The organism is Streptomyces sp. NPDC101191 (genome assembly GCF_044767915.1).
Taxonomy (GTDB): domain Bacteria; phylum Actinomycetota; class Actinomycetes; order Streptomycetales; family Streptomycetaceae; genus Streptomyces.
This window is the reverse complement of sequence record NZ_JBIWOU010000002.1, coordinates 1,225,311-1,241,674: the sequence shown is the minus strand read 5'-3', so window position 1 is coordinate 1,241,674 and position 16,364 is coordinate 1,225,311. Positions and strand designations below refer to the sequence as shown.

General features: G+C 72.7%; 20 protein-coding genes and 1 riboswitch. Of the genes, 12 read left to right on the top strand and 8 right to left on the bottom strand.

Annotation, left to right across the window (positions count from 1 at the left end; translation table 11 throughout):
* Window positions 1-7 precede the first annotated feature (7 nt).
* A complete protein-coding gene (locus ACIRQF_RS12435) occupies window positions 8-880 on the top strand; it encodes a DUF817 domain-containing protein (protein WP_404091472.1) in 873 nt (290 codons plus the stop codon).
* On the opposite strand, the gene ACIRQF_RS12430 is transcribed toward ACIRQF_RS12435, so the two are convergent.
* Together ACIRQF_RS12430 and ACIRQF_RS12425 are read right to left on the bottom strand one after the other, a co-directional pair.
* Entirely contained in the window at window positions 877-1,113 is a 237-nt protein-coding gene (locus tag ACIRQF_RS12430) for a hypothetical protein (protein WP_376631731.1), read from the bottom strand. The genes ACIRQF_RS12435 and ACIRQF_RS12430 overlap by 4 nt on opposite strands.
* Before the next feature lie 66 nt (window positions 1,114-1,179).
* Window positions 1,180-1,593, bottom strand: coding sequence for a VOC family protein (locus ACIRQF_RS12425; RefSeq protein WP_376631729.1), 414 nt, complete (start codon window positions 1,591-1,593; stop codon window positions 1,180-1,182).
* Window positions 1,594-1,787: 194 nt separating this feature from the next.
* Between ACIRQF_RS12425 and ACIRQF_RS12420 the strand changes: the two genes are divergently transcribed.
* Entirely contained in the window at window positions 1,788-2,225 is a 438-nt protein-coding gene (locus ACIRQF_RS12420; protein ID WP_376631727.1) for an ATP-binding protein, read from the top strand.
* Window positions 2,226-2,581: 356 nt separating this feature from the next.
* Here the strand turns inward: ACIRQF_RS12420 and ACIRQF_RS12415 are convergent, their stop codons facing one another.
* The 3 genes from ACIRQF_RS12415 to ACIRQF_RS12405 all read right to left on the bottom strand — a co-directional run bounded on the left by ACIRQF_RS12415 (window position 2,582) and on the right by ACIRQF_RS12405 (window position 4,511).
* Window positions 2,582-3,058 (bottom strand): C40 family peptidase, encoded by a 477-nt coding sequence (locus ACIRQF_RS12415; protein ID WP_376631726.1) that lies wholly within the window; start codon window positions 3,056-3,058, stop codon window positions 2,582-2,584.
* 3 nt (window positions 3,059-3,061) lie between these two features.
* Window positions 3,062-3,259, bottom strand: a riboswitch (cyclic di-AMP (ydaO/yuaA leader).
* Between the two features lie 315 nt (window positions 3,260-3,574).
* Window positions 3,575-3,880, bottom strand: coding sequence for a hypothetical protein (locus ACIRQF_RS12410; protein ID WP_404091466.1), 306 nt, complete (start codon window positions 3,878-3,880; stop codon window positions 3,575-3,577).
* Window positions 3,881-3,887: 7 nt separating this feature from the next.
* A complete protein-coding gene (locus ACIRQF_RS12405) occupies window positions 3,888-4,511 on the bottom strand; it encodes an ATP-dependent Clp protease proteolytic subunit (protein WP_404091463.1) in 624 nt (207 codons plus the stop codon).
* Between the two features lie 52 nt (window positions 4,512-4,563).
* Between ACIRQF_RS12405 and ACIRQF_RS12400 the strand changes: the two genes are divergently transcribed.
* On the top strand, window positions 4,564-4,848 hold the full coding sequence (locus tag ACIRQF_RS12400; protein WP_376631720.1) for a type II toxin-antitoxin system Phd/YefM family antitoxin: 285 nt from the start codon (window positions 4,564-4,566) through the stop codon (window positions 4,846-4,848).
* A gap of 394 nt (window positions 4,849-5,242) precedes the next feature.
* Here ACIRQF_RS12400 and ACIRQF_RS12395 read toward each other — a convergent pair whose 3' ends face one another.
* Window positions 5,243-6,235, bottom strand: coding sequence for an ABC transporter permease (locus ACIRQF_RS12395; protein WP_404091461.1), 993 nt, complete (start codon window positions 6,233-6,235; stop codon window positions 5,243-5,245).
* 118 nt (window positions 6,236-6,353) lie between these two features.
* Here ACIRQF_RS12395 and ACIRQF_RS12390 point away from each other — a divergent pair, with 118 nt between their 5' ends.
* The 8 genes from ACIRQF_RS12390 to ACIRQF_RS12355 all read left to right on the top strand — a co-directional run bounded on the left by ACIRQF_RS12390 (window position 6,354) and on the right by ACIRQF_RS12355 (window position 13,377).
* On the top strand, window positions 6,354-6,974 hold the full coding sequence (locus ACIRQF_RS12390; protein ID WP_376631716.1) for a TetR/AcrR family transcriptional regulator: 621 nt from the start codon (window positions 6,354-6,356) through the stop codon (window positions 6,972-6,974).
* A 137-nt stretch (window positions 6,975-7,111) separates the two neighbouring features.
* The gene (locus tag ACIRQF_RS12385; RefSeq protein ID WP_376631714.1) at window positions 7,112-7,414 is read left to right on the top strand and encodes an urease subunit gamma; all 303 of its coding nucleotides are present in this window, start codon (window positions 7,112-7,114) and stop codon (window positions 7,412-7,414) included.
* Window positions 7,415-7,430: 16 nt separating this feature from the next.
* The gene (locus tag ACIRQF_RS12380) at window positions 7,431-7,769 is read left to right on the top strand and encodes an urease subunit beta (RefSeq protein ID WP_376631712.1); all 339 of its coding nucleotides are present in this window, start codon (window positions 7,431-7,433) and stop codon (window positions 7,767-7,769) included.
* A complete protein-coding gene (locus ACIRQF_RS12375; protein WP_404091456.1) occupies window positions 7,762-9,483 on the top strand; it encodes an urease subunit alpha in 1,722 nt (573 codons plus the stop codon). Before ACIRQF_RS12380 ends, ACIRQF_RS12375 begins: the two co-directional genes overlap by 8 nt.
* A 17-nt stretch (window positions 9,484-9,500) precedes the next feature.
* Window positions 9,501-10,178 carry an urease accessory protein UreF gene (locus ACIRQF_RS12370; protein ID WP_404091453.1) on the top strand — a complete coding sequence of 226 codons (678 nt, stop codon included), beginning with the start codon at window positions 9,501-9,503 and terminating at the stop codon, window positions 10,176-10,178.
* A gap of 25 nt (window positions 10,179-10,203) precedes the next feature.
* On the top strand, window positions 10,204-10,881 hold the full coding sequence (ureG, locus tag ACIRQF_RS12365) for an urease accessory protein UreG (protein WP_404091450.1): 678 nt from the start codon (window positions 10,204-10,206) through the stop codon (window positions 10,879-10,881).
* Window positions 10,882-10,895: 14 nt separating this feature from the next.
* Complete coding sequence (locus tag ACIRQF_RS12360) at window positions 10,896-11,642, top strand: urease accessory protein UreD (RefSeq protein ID WP_404091790.1); 747 nt, start codon at window positions 10,896-10,898, stop codon at window positions 11,640-11,642.
* A gap of 157 nt (window positions 11,643-11,799) precedes the next feature.
* Entirely contained in the window at window positions 11,800-13,377 is a 1,578-nt protein-coding gene (locus ACIRQF_RS12355; RefSeq protein ID WP_404091448.1) for an alpha/beta hydrolase, read from the top strand.
* Between the two features lie 61 nt (window positions 13,378-13,438).
* Here ACIRQF_RS12355 and ACIRQF_RS12350 read toward each other — a convergent pair whose 3' ends face one another.
* Both ACIRQF_RS12350 and ACIRQF_RS12345 read right to left on the bottom strand, forming a co-directional pair.
* Window positions 13,439-14,476, bottom strand: a complete 1,038-nt coding sequence (locus ACIRQF_RS12350; protein ID WP_376631702.1) for an NAD-dependent epimerase/dehydratase family protein — start codon at window positions 14,474-14,476, stop codon at window positions 13,439-13,441.
* Window positions 14,477-14,540: 64 nt separating this feature from the next.
* On the bottom strand, window positions 14,541-15,254 hold the full coding sequence (locus tag ACIRQF_RS12345) for a lysophospholipid acyltransferase family protein (RefSeq protein WP_404091444.1): 714 nt from the start codon (window positions 15,252-15,254) through the stop codon (window positions 14,541-14,543).
* An 84-nt stretch (window positions 15,255-15,338) separates the two neighbouring features.
* On the opposite strand from ACIRQF_RS12345, the gene ACIRQF_RS12340 reads away from it, so the two are divergent.
* Window positions 15,339-16,361 carry a DUF3048 domain-containing protein gene (locus ACIRQF_RS12340; protein ID WP_404091441.1) on the top strand — a complete coding sequence of 341 codons (1,023 nt, stop codon included), beginning with the start codon at window positions 15,339-15,341 and terminating at the stop codon, window positions 16,359-16,361.
* Window positions 16,362-16,364 lie beyond the last annotated feature (3 nt).

Below are 16,364 nucleotides of genomic sequence, written 5' to 3'. Positions count from 1 at the left end.
GCGCACCATGCCGACCTTCCCCGCTCCCTTCACAGGCTTCCTGACCTCGTCCTCCCGCCGCCTGCTCGTGTTCGCCTGGACGCAGACCCGGGCCTGCGCCTTCGCGATCGCGCTGCTGTCCGGGGTGGCGGCCTCCACCCTGCTGCCCGGTCTTCCGGTGGCGCGTTACGACCTGCTCGTCGTGTACGGCGTGCTGCTCACGCTGCTCTTCTGGGTGCGCGGCTGGGAGTCCGGGCGGGACATCGCCGTCATCGGCGTCTGCCATGTCATCGGCCTGGCCTTCGAGCTGGTGAAGGTGTCGCTCGGCTCGTGGAGCTATCCCGAGCCGGCCGTGCTGAAGTTCGCCGGCGTCCCCTTGTACGGGGGGTTCCTCTACGCCGCCGTCGGCAGTTACGTCTGCCGGGCCTGGCACCTCTTCGACCTGGAGCTGGTCCGCTACCGGCCCAGGTCGACGGCGGTGGTGGCCGCGGCGGTCTACCTGAACTTCTTCACCCATCACTGGCTGCCGGACGTGCGCTGGCCCCTGGCCGTCATGCTGGTGGGCGTCACGGCGGGCACCTCCGCGCGGTTCACGGTGCGCGGTGCCCGCCTGCGGATGCCGTTGGCCCTGTCGTTCGTCCTGATCGGCTTCTTCCTGTGGCTGGCGGAGAACCTCGCCACGTACGTGGGCGCCTGGCGCTACCCGTACCAGCTCCACGGGTGGCAGCCCGTCGGCGTGGAGAAGTTCGGCGCCTGGTCCCTGCTGATCAGCATCACCGTCGTCCTGGTGGCGGTCGGCCGGCACAAGCGCGCGCCCGCCGTCCGCGGCGCACCTCCGCGCCCCGGTCCGGCCCGGGCCGAGCCCGGACAGACCAGGCCCGGACCGTACGAGGCGGCCTAGTCCGGTACCTCTCCGGCGTCGTCTGCGTGCGGACGGCGCTGTTCCTCACGGCCTGTGCCGGGCGACTGGCGCTTGGCGTCCATGCCGCCCGCGTCGGTGTCGGGCCTGCCGCGTACCGCCTCTTCGGCCTCCCGGCGGGCCGCCTCGTCACCGGCCTCGCCGACGGCTTCCGACGGTGTGGTGCGCGGGGGCCTGTCCGGGGGGAGGGTTCGCCGGCGCTCGTGGTGGCTCATGATCGTCCTTCCGTGCTTCTGCTCGGACGAGGGACATCGGGCTGCGTGGGCGGCTGCCCGCTCGGCTCACGGGGAAACATCCGGCGCCACGGCCGCGGCGATGACGAAGGGATGGCCGGCCGGATCGGTGCAGCGCCGCAGGGCGGAGCGCCGGTCGAGGCGGGTGCCGTCGAGCTCCGCCGCCACCGGCCGGGCGCCCAGGGTGATGGCCTCCCGTTCGGCCTCGTCGAGGGCTTCGGGTGCGACCAGGATCCGCAGGTGGGCCTGCTGGGAGTCCTCCGGCCTGGGCCAGCTGGGCGGCGCCTGGCCCAGGTCGCGCTGGATGCCGAGGACGATGCCGGTGGGAGAGGAGATCAGGAGCAAATCGGGATCGCCCGCAGCCGGTTCGACGGTGCCGCCCAGCAGGGTGGCGTAGAAGCGGGCGAGGGGTTCGGGATCGCTGCTGTCGAGGACGAGAACGGTGCTCTTGGACACGGTCATGGGGCCCGTGTGCCCGCTCAAGGGCCTTACAGGCACGCCGAGTCGGGATCCGCTCGCCCGTCGCACGGTTCACCGCTTCGGGCGACAGATACCCCTCCGTCTCGGTGGATCGCCGGGCAGGGCGGCACGATCGGTGGCACCCTGACGCGAAGTGCAATCCGGGCGGGGCCCGGTGGGAAAGGGACAGCGTCGCCATGGCAGACCACCAGGAAGCAACCGTCACGCTGCCGAGCGATCCCGCCTCGGTGTCCGCCGCGCGGAGGTACGTCGCCGAGGTCCTCACCTCCTGGGGCCTCGGGAGCTCGACCGACGCGGCGGACTCGGTCCGGCTGATCGTCTCCGAGCTGGCGACCAACGCCGTGCAGCACACCTTCGGTCAGTCGCCCACCTTCACCGTCGACATCCGCCTCGAACGCGACGAGCAGCTGCACATCGGCGTGACCGACAGCCACCCGCGCTGGCCCCGGCGCCTCCCGGCGGCCGTGCAGCAGGACAACGGACGCGGCATGGTCATCATCCGCTGGCTCGCCGCGGAGGCCGGCGGCCGCCTCTCGGTGCAGCCGACACCGGACGGCGGCAAGACGGTCTGGATCCGACTGCCCTGGACGGCGGCGGCGCTGACGCCCCGGTAGAGCGGACCCGGACCGGCGCGCCGTGAGCCCGCTCCGCCCGGTCGGCGTCGCACCGGGCGGATATGGGGTGACCGTACCCCCGGGCGGCCCGGTCGGCCATCCGACGGACGCCGTCGTCCACGGCGTCCCGGCCGGACGGCCTCCCCGGGTCCCGCCCCGCGACCGCCCGTCCCCGGGACGACGCCCCCTGGGACGGGGGGCGCGGGGACGGACGGGGCGCGGGGCCGGGCGGCCGCTGGGCGGGTCCGGCGGAATCCGCGGGCCGGTGAGGGCCCGCACGGATCCTGGGGGACCCGGCGCGATCCGCGGGCCGGTGAGGGCCGGAGGGATCCGCGGGGGTCGGCGGGGTCGGCGGGTCAGCGGACGCGGCCGTACAGCACCTTCGAGGTCCAGATCCGGTCGAGCTTCACCCACGAGCCGGTCTTCGGGGAGTGCCAGATCTTGTTGTTACCCGCGTAGATTCCGACGTGGTAGACCCTTCCGCCGGAATGGAAGAAGACGAGGTCCCCCTTCTGGCGGCTGGACGCCGTGATGTGACGCGTCTTGTTGTACTGCTGCTGCGCGGTGCGGGGCAGCGTCTTGCCCGCCTTCTTGAACGAGTAGAGCGTGAGACCCGAGCAGTCGAACCTGCTGGGGCCCGCAGCACCGTACTTGTAAGGCGATCCCTTCTTCGAGGCGGCGATGCCCAGTGCCGTGTTGGCGTAGGAGCTCGCGGCCTGGGCCTCCGGCGCCGCTCCTGGGGCGAGCAGCGTGCCGCCGACGGCGGCGAGGGTGAGAGCCGAGACGGCTCCGGCCCGGGACAGCAGGGACGGGACATGAATCTGCGCAGTCATGCGCAACCCTTCGTCAGCCGCCTGTGAAGGATGACCTGTCGGGTTCGGGCAGGCGAAGATGCCCGGCCGCGGCTGCGGCTTCACCCCGAGGGACGTCACCCTTGCGGGCACGTCCCGTGTTGCTCGGGTCCTCCACTCCTGCCGATCCACTCCTGTCGACCAGACGTCCGGGACAGCGGCAGGACTCGGCGTCCGCCCGGACCGCCCCGCCTCGGGTGGCGGGGGCTTGTCGTCGACAGGGATCTTGACTCACAGTCGGGTCGAAATCCGAGCTGAAACAGCGATATGTGAGGCTCCTCACGACTGATCCATTCGAGTGGACAGTCAGGTTTCGCGATCTTCGGAGGTTTGCCCGACGAGCCCTTCACCAGGCATGGAATGCCTGATTCCGCCAGATGCGTACACCTGTTGCGCAACTTACCTGAGCTCCATGTCGATTCATCGACTACGCCGAACGAGGGAGCGATTCTGCGGTCCGTGTGCCCCGAGTGGACCTCGACACGACACGCGACACTGTCAACTCGTCTGCTCTCCGGGGACGGTGACGCGCCCCGAGCGCCGCTCTCCGTCCAACACCCGTAGGGCACGCGCCAATGTGGCCGCGTGGACCTCGCTCTCGCCCCGCATATGCATGAGCGTCACGGCGTCCCGGAGCGCCGTCGCCCGTCCCACCAGGGCCTGAGCGGCCCTCAGGGCCCCATAAGTATGCGAGGACCTGGATGGATTGATCCTCCCCAGGAGGTCGATGACTTCGAGGTACGCGTCCACGAACTCGCCCTCGGCGCGCGTCAGCGAGGGCAGCGGCGGCAGCTCCGGGACCATGGCGGCGTCACCTCTCGCCGGCGGACGAGCGACGGCTCTTCACCACGTGGTCCACCAGCCCGTACTCCAGGGCGCCGGCCGCGTCGAGCACCGTCGTCCGGTCGATGTCGGCCTCGATCCGGTCGAGGTCCTGCCCGGTGTGCTCCGCGAGCAGTCCGGCCACGAGTGCGCGCTGGCGCAGCAATTCCCGTGCGTGGATGTCGAGATCGCTGGGCTGCCCCTGCAACGGCTCGTCGAGCGTGGGCTGCTGGAGGACGATCCTGGCTCCCGGCAGGGCGAGCCGGCGCCCCGGCGAACCGGCCGTGAGCAGTACCGCGGCGGGCCCGACGGCCTGGCCGAGGCAGATGGTCTCCACCTCGCACGAGACCGTGCGGATCGTGTCGTAGATCGACGTCATCGCGCTGATCGAACCGCCGGGGGAGTTGATGTAGAGGCTGATCACCTGCTCCGGGGCGGAGTGGTCGAGATGCAGGAACTGGGCGATGACGTCGTTGGCCGAGGTCTCGTCGACCGGTGTGCCCAGGAAGACGATCCGCTCCTGGAGCAGCTTCGAGTACGGGTCGAGGGTGCGGGTCCCGAAGCTCGTGCGCTCGGTGAACTCCGGAAGGACGTATCGCATGGCGTGACGCATGACGCTCCTCTGTAAAAAATGTACAGGACGTACAGCCCGTAAGATGAGGAGCATGGCTTATGAGATTCCGGTGACGCAAGCGCGCGCAGAGCTCGCGGACCTCATCAACCGCGTCGTCTACGGCGGTGAGCGCGTGGTCGTGACCCGGCACGGCAAGCCCCTCGTCGCCCTCGTTTCCGCCGCTGACCTGGAACGACTCGAGGCGGCGGAGGTGCCCGCCGAGGAGCAGGTGATCAGCTCCGTCTCCTCCGTCCGCAGCATCACGTCCGCTGCGGGTGAACAGCGCCGCTTCGGTATCGCCGCCCACCACCGCGATCCGGGCGCACCCGAGGCGTGACGCGCGGCGGTTGACGGACGGCGCGGGCTGATGGCCGGCAAGGGCTGACGGACACGCGAGAAGGCCGCGCGCCCCGTCCCTCGCGGGACGCAGGCGCGCGGCCTTCCTTCCGTGCGTGCCGGACCGCCGGCCTTCGTGTCGCCGGGCCGCCGGTTTCCGTATCCGTTGCCGGGCCGCCGGTTTCCGTGTCCGCCGGGCCGCCGGACTTCCTTCCAGCCGGTTGTCCGTTGCCGGGCAGCCGGCCTTCCTTCCTGCCGGTCGCCCGGTCGCCCGGTCGCCCGGTCGCCCGGCTGTCCGGTTGTCCGTTGCCGGGCTGCCGGCCCTCGTGCCGGCCGGTCTGCCGATCCGGCGGTCCGGTGGACCTCCGTGGCGCCCGCCTCTCGACGCGCGGGCCTCAGGCCGGCGCCACCTCCAGCGACGCTGCCTCCGGCGCGGACGCGGCGGGCTGGGCCTTCGCGCGGCGGGCGCCGATCAGGACGGCGGTCAGTCCGGCCACCGCCCACGCCGCCAGGACCAGGAGCGCGGACCCCGCGCCGGCGCCGCCGAAGGACGACACCGAGCGCAGCGCCGTACCGGCCGCGCCCGGCACGAGCCACTGGCCGAGCGTGCCCACGGGGGAGGGGAGGAGTTCCGGCGCGCCGGAAACGCCGGAGTAGGGGTTGCCGAGCAGGATCATGAGGACGGCGCCGACGCCGATGCCCGGCTTGCCCAAAAGGGCGGCGAGCCCGGCGATCGTCGAGCCGATGGCCAGGACGGTGAGGGCGAGGACGCCGGCCTCGGCCCACCAGGACCCCGTGAGCGCCCCGAGCCAACTGTGTGCGAGGGCCGTGCCGGCCAGGCCGGCGAGGGTGGCGGCCCCGGCGAGTGCCGCGACCGCGCGGCCTCCGCGCAGGCCGAGCAGGGTGGTGACGATGCCGGACGCGGCCCCGGCGAGGGCGAGCGGCAGCAGGCCGGCGGAGAGGACGGCGCCCCGCGGATCGGCCGCCGGCGCCGCGACGACGTCGGTGACCTTGAGGGGGGTTCCGGGCGGCAGCTGTCCGGCGACGGCCTCGCGCAGCATCCCGGCGACGACCGGGCTCGCGGCGGAGGCGGTCAGGAGCTCGGGGCCCTGCGGGCCGGCGACGATCGCGCCGTATACGGTCCGGTCCTCGATCGCCTCGCGGGCGGCGGCGGCCGTGTCGTAGCGGTGCACCGCGAACGCGCCCTCGTGGGCGGTGAGCCGCTGCTCCATGGGTGCGGTGGCGGTGGCGGGCCCGGCCAGCCCGACGGGCAGGTCGCGCGGGGCCGTCCGGGCGGCGGGCCAGGCGAAGGCCCAGAGGGCGAACGCCACGACGGCGGGGATCAGCAGGATCACCGCGACGGTCTTGCGGGTCTCTGAGGCGGGCATGTCGCAGCTCGATTCCAGGGGACGATTAAAGAGAAGGATCGTTCGTTTTACGTTCGCGGTCACTGTCCCGCCGGGCTCGTCGCTTGTCAAGAATGAATGTTCGTTTTACTTTGGGGGCATGGCTCGCGTCTCGCAGGAACACCTCGACGCCCGCCGCCGCCAGATCCTGGACGGCGCCGCGCGCTGCTTCGCCCGTAACGGTTTCCACGCCACCTCCATGCAGGACGTCCTGGCCGAGGCGGGCCTGTCGGCGGGGGCCGTCTACCGCTACTTCCGCGGCAAGGACGAGCTGATCGCCGCCATCGCCGACGAAGCCTTCGCGGGTATCCGCAGTGCCTTCGAGGAGGCCTCGCGGGCCGTGCCGCCGCCCACCCCCGACGTGCTGCTGGGCGCGGTCCTGCGGCTCTTCCTGGAGGAGCGGATCCCGGGCGCCGACCGGACGGCCTTCGGCCGGCTGATCCTCCAGGTCTGGAGCGAGACCCTGCGCGACGAGCGGCTCGCCGCCACGCTCGGCGCCGGCTTCCACGGCATGCGCGAGCTCTGGGCCGAGCTCGTCGTGGCGTACCGCGAGAACGGGCTCATGGCGGCCGACGTGGCACCCGACCACATGGCCAGAACCCTCATCGCGCTCGCCCAGGGATTCATCGCCCAGCAGGCGCTCTTCGGAGACGTCGAGGCCGGGATGCTGGAGGACGGCCTGCGCGGACTCATGTCCATGCACATGCAAAGCCCTAGTTAACGAGCCGGAAAAACTTCCGCCCTAACCTGCAATGTCTGGCCCAGCGGCCCGTCTCGTGGCTCAACAGAGTGTTGAAGATCGCTATGGTCCGCTGCTGTCCGGGTGACTCACCCGGTGGAAGACAGTGAGGTGGAAGCGTGCAACTCAGCCCCCACGAGCAGGAGCGCCTGCTCATTCATGTCGCGGCCGACGTGGCCGAGAAGCGCCGGGCGCGCGGTGTGCGGCTCAACCATCCCGAGGCCGTCGCGCTCATCACCTCGCACGTCCTCGAAGGAGCCAGGGACGGCCGCACCGTCGCCGAGCTGATGGCCTCCGGGCGCAAGGTGATCACCCGCGACGAGGTCATGGACGGCATCCCCGAGATGATCCACGACGTGCAGGTCGAGGCCACCTTCCCCGACGGGACCAAGCTCGTCACCGTCCATGACCCGATCGTGTGAAGGCGGGCCGTCACCGATGATCCCCGGAGAGATCCTTTACGGGGACGGGCCGGTGACCCTCAACGAGGGCCGCCCCGTCACCCGCCTCACCGTTCTCAACGCCGCCGACCGGCCCGTCCAGGTCGGCTCCCACTACCACTTCGCCGAGGCCAACCCGGGTCTCGACTTCGACCGCGCCGGCGCCCGCGGACTGCGCCTGAACATCGCGGCGGGCACCGCCGTCCGCTTCGAACCCGGCATCCCCGTCGAGGTCGAGCTCGTGCCGATCGCCGGCCGCCGGATCGTGCCCGGCCTGCGCGGCGAGACCGCGGGACCCCTCGACCACGACGAGACCAAGGGGGGCGAGCGTGCCTGAGCTGCACCGCGCCGTCTACGCCGACCTGTTCGGCCCCACCACCGGCGACCGCATCCGGCTCGCCGACACCGATCTGCTCGTCGAGATCGAGGAGGACCGCTCCGGCGGCCCCGGCCGGGCCGGCGAGGAGGCCGTCTTCGGCGGCGGCAAGGTCATCCGCGAGTCGATGGGCCAGTCCCGCACCACCCGTGCCGAAGGCGCGCCCGACACCGTCATCACCGGGGCGGTGGTCATCGACCACTGGGGGATCGTCAAGGCCGACATCGGCATCCGCGACGGCCGGATCACCGCCCTGGGCAAGGCCGGCAACCCCGACACCATGGACGGGGTCCACCCCGACCTCGTCATCGGCCCCGAGACCGAGGTGATCGTCGGCAACGGCCGGATCGTCACGGCCGGCGCCGTCGACACCCATGTGCACTTCATCTCGCCCACCGTCGTCGAACAGGCCCTCGCCACCGGCGTGACCACCCTCGTCGGCGGCGGAACCGGACCCGCCGAGGGCACCAAGGCGACCACGATCACCCCCGGCCCCTGGCACATGGCCCGGATGTTCGAGGCCCTGGACACCTTCCCCGTGAACATCGGCCTGCTCGGCAAGGGCAACACGACGTCCCGCGAGGCCATGCACTCCCAACTGCGTGGCGGCGCCCTCGGATTCAAGATCCACGAGGACTGGGGAGCGACCCCCGCCGTCATCGACGCCTGTCTGGACGTCTGCGAGGAGACCGGCGCCCAGCTGGCCATCCACACCGACACGCTCAACGAGGCGGGCTTCGTCGACGACACCCTCGCCGCCATCGCCGGACGCAGCATCCACGCGTACCACACCGAGGGGGCGGGCGGCGGGCACGCGCCGGACATCATCACCGTGGTCTCCGAGCCGTACGTGCTCCCCAGCTCCACCAACCCCACCCGGCCGCACACCGTCAACACCATCGAGGAACACCTCGACATGCTGATGGTCTGTCACCACCTCAACCCGGCGGTGCCCGAGGACCTCGCCTTCGCCGAGTCCCGCATCCGGCCCTCCACGATCGCCGCCGAGGACGTCCTGCACGACCTCGGCGCCATCTCGATCATCTCCTCCGACTCCCAGGCCATGGGCCGGATCGGCGAGGTGATCATGAGGACCTGGCAGACCGCCCACGTCATGAAGAAGCGGCGCGGTGCGCTGCCCGGCGACGGGCCGGCCGACAACCACCGGGCCCGGCGCTACGTCGCCAAGTACACGATCAACCCGGCCGTCGCCCAGGGCATGGGCCACCTCGTCGGCTCCGTCGAACCCGGCAAGCTCGCCGACCTGGTGCTGTGGGAGCCCGCCTTCTTCGGCGTCAAGCCACTCGTCGTCGTCAAGGGCGGCCAGATCGCCTACGCGCAGATGGGCGACGCCAACGCCTCCATCCCGACCCCCCAGCCGGTGCTGCCCCGGCCGATGTTCGGCGCGCTCGGGCGGGCCGCCGCGGCGGGCTCGGTCAACTTCGTCGCCCAGGCGGCGATCGAGGACGACCTGCCGCAGCGGCTCGGCCTGCACAAGGAGTTCACCGCCATCGGCTCCACCCGGCGGGTCACCAAGGCCGACATGCGGGAGAACGACGCCCTGCCCCGGGTGGAGGTCGACGCCGACACCTTCTCGGTGACCATCGACGGCGAGCACGTCGAACCGGACCCCGCCGTCGAACTGCCCATGGCCCAGCGCTACTTCCTCTTCTGAGCCGCGAAGAACCCGAGATGACGACCCGATCCGCACTCCTCGTGCTCGCCGACGGGCGGTTCCCCGCCGGCGGGCACGCCCACTCGGGCGGCGCCGAGGCCGCCGTCAAGGCCGGCCGGCTCCGGAACGCCGGCGACCTGGAGGCGTTCTGCCGCGGCCGGCTGCACACCACCGGTCTCACCTCGGCCGGCCTCGCCGCCGCCGCGGCCCTCGGCGCGGACCCCCACGAACTCGACGCCGCCGCTGACGCCCGCACCCCGTCGCCCGCCCTGCGCGCCGCCGCCCGGCGGCTCGGCCGACAGATGATGCGGGCCGCCCGCACCGCCTGGCCCGGGCCCGAACTCGACCGGTTGGCCGCCGCGTTCCCCCGCGGCGCCCACCAGCCGGTCGTGCTCGGGACCGCCGCCCGCTCGGCCGGACTCGGCCCCGAGGACGCCGCCCACTGCGTCGCGTACGAGACGGTCGGCGGTCCCGCGACCGCGGCCGTGCGTCTGCTCGGCCTGGACCCCTTCCAGGCCACGGCGGTCCTCGCCCGCCTCGCCCCCGCCATGGACGAGGTGGCCTCCGAGGCCGCCGAACGCGCCGCCCTCGCACTCGTGGAGGGCCTGGACGAGCTGCCCGCGGCCTCCGCCCCGCTGCTCGACCTCACCGCCGAGCAGCACGCGGCCTGGCCCGTCCGCCTCTTCGCCTCCTGATCCCCTCGCCCCGCAAGGAGTTCCCGTGCACCTCGACCACGGCCACGACCACGGCCCCGCCGTCTCCGCCGACGCCCACCGTCCCGACGGCACCCGCCGCGCCCTGCGCATCGGCCTCGGCGGCCCCGTCGGCTCCGGCAAGACCGCCACCGTCGCCGCCCTCTGCCGCGCCCTGCGCGACTCCCTCTCCCTCGCCGTCGTCACCAACGACATCTACACCCGCGAGGATGCCGAGTTCCTGCTCCGCGAGGCCGTCCTGCCGCCCGAGCGCATCCAGGCCGTCGAGACCGGCGCCTGCCCCCACACCGCGATCCGCGACGACATCTCCGCCAACCTCGAAGCCGTCGAGGACCTGGAGCACGCGGTGGGCCCGCTCGACCTGGTCCTCGTCGAGTCCGGCGGCGACAACCTCACCGCCACCTTCTCCAAGGGTCTCGTCGACGCCCAGATCTTCGTCATCGACGTCGCCGGCGGCGACGACATCCCGCGCAAGGGCGGCCCCGGTGTCACCACCGCCGACCTGCTCGTGATCAACAAGACCGACCTCGCCCCGTACGTCGGCTCCGACCTGGAGCGGATGGCCCGGGACGCCAAGGCGCAGCGCGGCGAACTGCCCGTCGCCTTCACCTCCCTGCGCTCGGAGGAGGGCGTCGCGCCCGTCGCCGGCTGGGTCCGGGCCCGCCTCACGGACTGGACCGCATGAGCCTGCCCGACCGCATGAGCCTCGCCGCCACCGCCCGCATCACCGCCGCGGCGGACGGCAGCCTTCCGGTCCTGGAGAGCGACGGCCCCCTCGCGCTGCGCCGCACCCGCGCCGCCGGCCCGTACGCCCGCGTCACCGTCGTCGGCGCGATGAGCGCACCGCTCGGCGGCGACCGGCTCGCCCTGCGCGCGGACGTCCGGGACGGGGCACGGCTGCTCGTCGACGCCGCCGCGGCGACCGTCGCCCTGCCCGGGCGGTCCGCCGCCCCGGCGACGTACGACGTCACGCTCACCGTCGGCGCGGACGCCGAGCTGCGCTGGCTGCCCGAACAGCTGGTCTCCGCCGCCGGATCCACGCTCAGCATGCGCACGACGGTCGAACTCGCCCCGACCGCGCGTCTCGTCCTTCGAGAAGAGCAGATCCTCGGCCGGCACGGGGAGCCGTCCGGCACCCTCGCCACCCGGCTCACCGTGCGCCGTGCCGGGCGCCCGCTGCTCGACCAGGAGCTGCGCTACGGCCCCGGAGCGCCCGCCGGCTGGGACGGTCCCGCGGTCCTCGCGGACTGCCGGGCCACCGGTCAACTCCTGGTCGTCGACGCGGGTTTCGCGGACAAGCCGGTCGAGGCCCGGCTGCTCGGCGAGCATGCCGTGCTCGCCCCGCTCGCCGGTCCCGCCGCCCTGCTCACCGCCGCGGCCCCCGACGCCCTCGCCCTGCGGCGCGTACTCGACGAGGCGCTGGGGCTGCTCACCTGCCCCTGGTGACGTTCCGCTCAGCGGTACACCGGTCTCCGGTTATTGGTTCGGTAAAGAAACAGGTGTACGCCCTTTCACCCGTGGCCACCTTGACGAAAGGATCCCCCGGACAGCACAGGAACACGGCGCTGCCACGGGGGCTGCGCCCGTAAGGGGGAGGGACCACTTGAGACGTACAGCTGTGTTCGGCTCTGCCGGCACGCTGGTCACGGCCACGCTCATAGCCGGCGCCATGGCCGCACCGACGGCCAGCGCCCAGAGCAGCCACAACCGTGACGACGAGGCGCGCGGCGCCACCGTCGCCGCCGCCCGCGCCGCGAAGGCGGGCATCGACTGGCAGGACTGCCCCGCCGACTGGGGCCTGGAGAAGCCGATCCAGTGCGGCTTCGTCACCGTCCCGCTCGACTACGCGCGGCCCAACGGCAAGCAGATCAAGATCGCCGTCGACCGGATCGGTGCCACCGGCACCCCGGCCGAGCGGCAGGGCGCGCTGCTCTACAACCCGGGCGGCCCCGGCGGCTCGGGTCTGCGCTTCCCGCGCCGGGTCACCACCAAGAACAAGATCTGGGCGAACACCGCCAAGGCCTACGACTTCGTGGGCTTCGACCCGCGCGGTGTCGGCCACTCGGCGCCCATCTCCTGCGTCGACCCGACCGAGTTCGTCAAGGGTCCGAAGGCCGACCCGGTCCCGGACAGCGAGGCGGACAAGCTCGCCCAGCGCAAGCTGGCCGCCGAGTACGCCAAGGGCTGCGCCGAGAAGAGCGGCGACATGCTGCCCTACATGACGACGCGCAACACCGCCCGCGACCTCGACGTCGTCCGGGCCGCGCTCGGCGAGAAGAAGCTCAACTTCGTCGGCGTCTCCTACGGCACCTACCTCGGCGCCGTCTACGGCACGCTCTACCCGGGCCACGTGCGACGCATGGTCGTCGACAGCGTGGTCAACCCGGAGAAGAGCAACATCTGGTACCAGGCCAACCTCGAGCAGGACATCGCCTTCGAGGGTCGCCTCACGGACTGGATGAACTGGGTCGCCAAGAACGACGCCACCTACCACCTCGGCGACACCCTGGCGAAGGTGCAGCAGCAGTGGGTGACCCTGCGCGCCGCCGCCAAGAAGGAGCCCCTGGGCGGCAAGGTCGGACCGGCCGAGCTCATCGGCTTCTTCCAGAGCGCCCCGTACTACGACTCCTCCTGGGCCCCGGTCGCCGAGGCCTGGAGCGCGTACGCGGCCGGTGACCCGCAGCCCCTCATCGACGGGGCCGCCGCGGACCTCACCGACACCGCCGGCAACATCGCGTCGGAGAACGGCAACGCCGTCTACACCGCCGTCGAGTGCGCCGACGCGCCCTGGCCGACCAGCTGGAAGAAGTGGGACCGGGACAACTCCCGCCTCCACGAGCAGTACCCGTTCATGACCTGGGCCAACGCCTGGATGAACCTGCCGTGCGCCACCTGGTCCGCGCCCCGCCAGAAGCCGACCGAGGTCAAGACCGGCAAGGGCCTGCCGCCGGTGCTCATCGTCCAGTCCGAGCGTGACGCGGCCACGCCGTACGCCGGCGCGGTCGAGCTGCACAAGCGCTTCAAGGGCTCACGTCTCATCACCGAGAAGAACGCGGGTTCGCACGGTGTCACCGGCCTGGTGAACGCCTGCATCAACCCGAAGGTCGAGACGTACCTGCTCACCGGCAAGGTGGACAGCAGTGACGTGACGTGCGAGCCGCACGCCACGCCGCAGCCGTAACACCCGCAGCACCAGCGAGGGGCGGTCGCCGCACGGCGGCCGCCCCTCCGCCGTCCCCCGGTCAGCCGCGCGCGGCCAGCCAGGCGTCCTCCGCCGCGTAGTCGAAGAAGTCCACCCCGTACTTCACCAGGCCGGGGAAGGCCTCGCGCCAGTCCTGCCGCGCCACCGCCGCGGTCAGGAACTCGATCGTGCGCGGCAGGGACTCCTCGTACGTCACCACCGGCCGGTAGCCCAGCTCCCGCTCCGCCGCAGTCATGTCACAGACCAGCGGATGCGGCGCCGTCCACGGTGTGGCGCCGACCCGGTCCTTCCCGGGCGGACCGTCGAAGAGGACCGTCTCGCTCGTCACCCCCATCGCCGCGTCGATCGCCGCCCCGATCTCCGCGACCGTCGGCGCCACGGGGTCACCGGCGTTGAGCACGCGCGTGCCCGGCTGCGCCGCGGCCAGACGGATCAGCTCGGCCAGGTTGTCGACGTGCACCGGGTGGAAGACCGACCGACCGCCCTCCGCCAGGATCCGCACCGGGCGCCCGTCGAGCGCCCGCTTCACGAACCACAGCTCACGCGGCCCCGGGCAGTGCGGGCCGTGCACGGCCGCCGCCCGCAGCACCGTGGCGGGCAGCCGCTCGCCCGCCGCGAGCAGTTCGCGCTCCAGCGCCGCCTTCCTGGTGCTGTAAGAGCCGGGGCCCGGCGCGATCGTGCGCCAGGTCTCCGGGATCGGCAGCGGATACCGGGGGAAGCCGTCCGGCTCCTCCTGCGTGTCGAAGTTCCGCCCCCGGTCGTCCTCGTAGACGGAACAGCTGGAGATCACCACGGCCGACCCGATGCGGTCCGCCAGCCCCGTCAACTGCGCCCCGTGCCCGGCGTCGTAGGCCACGACGTCCACCAGCACGTCCGTGCCGGTGCCGAGCGCCGCCGCCAGCGCCCCGTCCTCGGCGCGGTCCACCGCCACCGACCGGACCTCCGCCGGCCACTTCTCGTCCCGGCCGCCCCGGCGCGAGGCGGCGGTCACCTCCCACCCGTCCGCGACGAGCGCCCGTACGGCCGCCCGTCCGATCTGTCCCGTCGCTCCCAGCACAAACGCGCTTCCCTTGGTCATGGAAGGGACGCTACGGGCCCCGGGCCGGGCGGCCCAGGACCTTTCGCCGTGCGCGGATTCGCCCTCAGCGTCCCGGTCCGGGGAACTTCCCGGGCCCCTCGTCGGTCTCCGCCGCCTTCACCTTCACCGCGTACTCGTCCACGTACTCCTGCCCGGACAGCCTCAGGATCTCGTACATGATCTCGTCCGTGACCGCGCGGACCGCCGCCTTCTCGCCCGCGAGACCCGCGTAGCGGGAGAAGTCCAGCGGCTCGCCGAAGCGGATGGTGACCCGGCGGAGCCGGGGCAGGACCCGTCCCGGCGGCTGGATCTCGAAGGTGCCGACCATCGCGCACGGCACCACCTTCACGCCCGCCGTGAGCGCCATCACCGCGACCCCGACCTTGCCCTTGTACAGGCGTCCGTCGTGCGAGCGGGTGCCCTCCGGGTAGATCCCCAGCAACTCGCCCCGGCCGAGCACGCCGAGCCCCTCGCGGATCGCGGCCTGCCCCGCCTCCTTGCCCGAGCGGTCCACCGGAATCTGGCCCGCGCTGCGGAAGAACCCCGCGGTCAGCCGCCCCTTCAGACCGGGACCGGTGAAGTACTCCTGCTTGGCGAGGAAGGTGATGCGGCGGCTCAGCACCACGGGCATCAGGAAGTGGTCGGAGAAGGACAGATGGTTCCCGGCGACGATCGCCGCGCCCTCCTCGGGAACGTGCTCCAGGCCCTCCACCCGCGGCCGGAACAGCAACTTGAGGAGCGGCCCGAGCAGGACGTGCTTCAGGACGTAGTAGAACACCGACAACCCCCGTTCACTCAGCGGCAGCTCCCTTTGTAACCAAGGGCGCCCCCGTGGTCCACTGGTGGGGAGGGAACGGGTCCGATGACAGGCGCGCGCGGGCACAGGCGTCCCGGCGTCGTCGCCACCGCCGTACTGTGCGCCGTGGCGGCCGCCGGCCTCCACGGCTGCTCCGGCTCGGGCCCGTCGGAGCCGGCCCCGACGCCGACGCCCGCGCCCGTCACCCCGCCCCCGGCCACTCCGCCGCCCGTCACCTCGCCGCCCGGTGCCGGGATCTCCCCGCTCACCGGACTGCCGGCCCGCTCCGCGCCGGTCCTCGCCGTCAAGATCGACAACGTGCCGCCGGCCCGGCCGCACACCGGCCTCGCCGACGCCGACCTCGTCTACGTCGAACAGGTCGAGTCCGGCCAGACCCGGCTCATGGCCGTGTACTCGTCCCACCTGCCGGCGCGGGTCGGCCCGGTCCGCAGCGCCCGCGAGTCCGACCTCGCCCTGCTCCGCCAGTTCGGGCGCCCGGTCCTGGCCTACTCCGGCGCCCAGACCGCCCTCACCCCGCTGCTGCGGGCCGCCCCGCTCCACCTCGCCAGCGAGAGCAGTGCCCCGGGCGCCTTCGTCCGCGACCCCGGCCGGGCCCCCCCGCACAACCTCTACCTGAAGCCCGTCCGCGCGCTCGCGACCGCACCCGGTGCCACGCACGCCAAGGACATCGGCTTCCGCTTCGGCCCCGCGCCGGGGGACGGCACCCCCCTCAACAGCCGGACCGTGCGCTTCCCCGCCGCCCGCTACACCTTCACCTGGGTGCCCGCGGAGCACGCCTGGCGCGTGGCCATGGACGGCCGGCCCGACGGGCCGCTGAAGCCGGCCACCGTCGTGGTGCAGCACGTCTCGGTACGGCCCTCCCGCTTCCACGACTTCCTCGGCGCCGTGTCGCCGTACACCGTCACGACCGGCTCCGGGCGCGCGGAGGTGCTGCGTGACGGGAGGGTCCACGAGGCCCGCTGGAACCGGCCGGACGCCGACTCCGGCACCACCTTCACCACCCCGGCGGGCGCGCCGCTGTCCTTCGCGCCCGGCAAGGTGTGGGTGCTCCTCACCGGGACCGGATGAGAC

Excerpts from the sequence above, each read along its gene's own strand:
- ACIRQF_RS12435 (WP_404091472.1), top strand. The coding sequence starts at position 8 with ATGCCGACCTTCCCCGCTCCCTTCACAGGCTTCCTGACCTCGTCCTCC.
- ACIRQF_RS12430 (WP_376631731.1), bottom strand. The coding sequence starts at position 1,113 with ATGAGCCACCACGAGCGCCGGCGAACCCTCCCCCCGGACAGGCCCCCG.
- ACIRQF_RS12425 (WP_376631729.1), bottom strand. The coding sequence starts at position 1,593 with ATGACCGTGTCCAAGAGCACCGTTCTCGTCCTCGACAGCAGCGATCCC.
- ACIRQF_RS12420 (WP_376631727.1), top strand. The coding sequence starts at position 1,788 with ATGGCAGACCACCAGGAAGCAACCGTCACGCTGCCGAGCGATCCCGCC.
- ACIRQF_RS12415 (WP_376631726.1), bottom strand. The coding sequence starts at position 3,058 with ATGACTGCGCAGATTCATGTCCCGTCCCTGCTGTCCCGGGCCGGAGCC.
- ACIRQF_RS12410 (WP_404091466.1), bottom strand. The coding sequence starts at position 3,880 with ATGGTCCCGGAGCTGCCGCCGCTGCCCTCGCTGACGCGCGCCGAGGGC.
- ACIRQF_RS12405 (WP_404091463.1), bottom strand. The coding sequence starts at position 4,511 with ATGCGTCACGCCATGCGATACGTCCTTCCGGAGTTCACCGAGCGCACG.
- ACIRQF_RS12400 (WP_376631720.1), top strand. The coding sequence starts at position 4,564 with ATGGCTTATGAGATTCCGGTGACGCAAGCGCGCGCAGAGCTCGCGGAC.
- ACIRQF_RS12395 (WP_404091461.1), bottom strand. The coding sequence starts at position 6,235 with ATGCCCGCCTCAGAGACCCGCAAGACCGTCGCGGTGATCCTGCTGATC.
- ACIRQF_RS12390 (WP_376631716.1), top strand. The coding sequence starts at position 6,354 with ATGGCTCGCGTCTCGCAGGAACACCTCGACGCCCGCCGCCGCCAGATC.
- ACIRQF_RS12380 (WP_376631712.1), top strand. The coding sequence starts at position 7,431 with ATGATCCCCGGAGAGATCCTTTACGGGGACGGGCCGGTGACCCTCAAC.
- ACIRQF_RS12370 (WP_404091453.1), top strand. The coding sequence starts at position 9,501 with ATGACGACCCGATCCGCACTCCTCGTGCTCGCCGACGGGCGGTTCCCC.
- ACIRQF_RS12360 (WP_404091790.1), top strand. The coding sequence starts at position 10,896 with ATGAGCCTCGCCGCCACCGCCCGCATCACCGCCGCGGCGGACGGCAGC.
- ACIRQF_RS12350 (WP_376631702.1), bottom strand. The coding sequence starts at position 14,476 with ATGACCAAGGGAAGCGCGTTTGTGCTGGGAGCGACGGGACAGATCGGA.
- ACIRQF_RS12340 (WP_404091441.1), top strand. The coding sequence starts at position 15,339 with ATGACAGGCGCGCGCGGGCACAGGCGTCCCGGCGTCGTCGCCACCGCC.